Raw genomic sequence first — 688 nt, forward strand, 5'->3', positions numbered from 1 at the left:
TCCTTGGTCTGGCCGACGAATTCCGGCTCGCGGATGAACACTGACAGCATGCCCGCCGCCGAGATCATGACGTCTTCCGAGGTGACGATCGAGGCGCGTTTGTTGCCGACGAGATCGGCATAGGCGCGCAGGCCCCGCGTCAGTACGTTGCGGAAGCCGGCCTCGTGTGTGCCGCCTTCGCCGGTCGGGATGGTGTTGCAGTAGGAATTGATGAAGCCGTCGCCGCCGAACCAGGTCACCGCCCATTCGAGCGAGCCATGGCCGCCTTGTTTCTCGCTCTTGCCGGCGAAAATCTCGCGCGTCACCTGGAAGTCGTCGCCGAGCGATGCCTTGAGATAATCCTTCAGGCCGCCGGGAAAATGGAATGCAGCCTTGGCCGGTGTCGGATCCTTTTCCTTGATCAGTGACGGATCGCAGGTCCAGCGGATTTCGACGCCGCCGAACAGATAGGCTTTCGAACGCGTCATGCGGTAGAGCCGCGCCGGTTCGAATGCCGCGCCCTTGCCGAAAATCTGCTCGTCGGGGTGGAAGCGGATTTTTGTTCCGCGCCGATTGTGGACCTCGCCCAATTGTTCCAGGCCGGTCACGGGAACGCCGCGTGAAAAGCGCTGGCGATAGAGCTGGCGGCCACGTGCGACCTCGACCTCGAGATGGTCCGACAGCGCGTTGACCACGGACACACCGACGC

At 62.8% G+C, this 688-nt stretch carries 1 pseudogene; it reads right to left on the reverse strand.

The window, feature by feature from the left end:
* Positions 1-688, reverse strand: a pseudogene (locus tag EN935_RS38965) (DNA topoisomerase IV subunit B); the annotation flags it as partial.

The organism is Mesorhizobium sp. M7D.F.Ca.US.004.03.1.1, assembly GCF_003998635.1.
Taxonomy (GTDB): Bacteria; Pseudomonadota; Alphaproteobacteria; order Rhizobiales; family Rhizobiaceae; genus Mesorhizobium; species Mesorhizobium loti.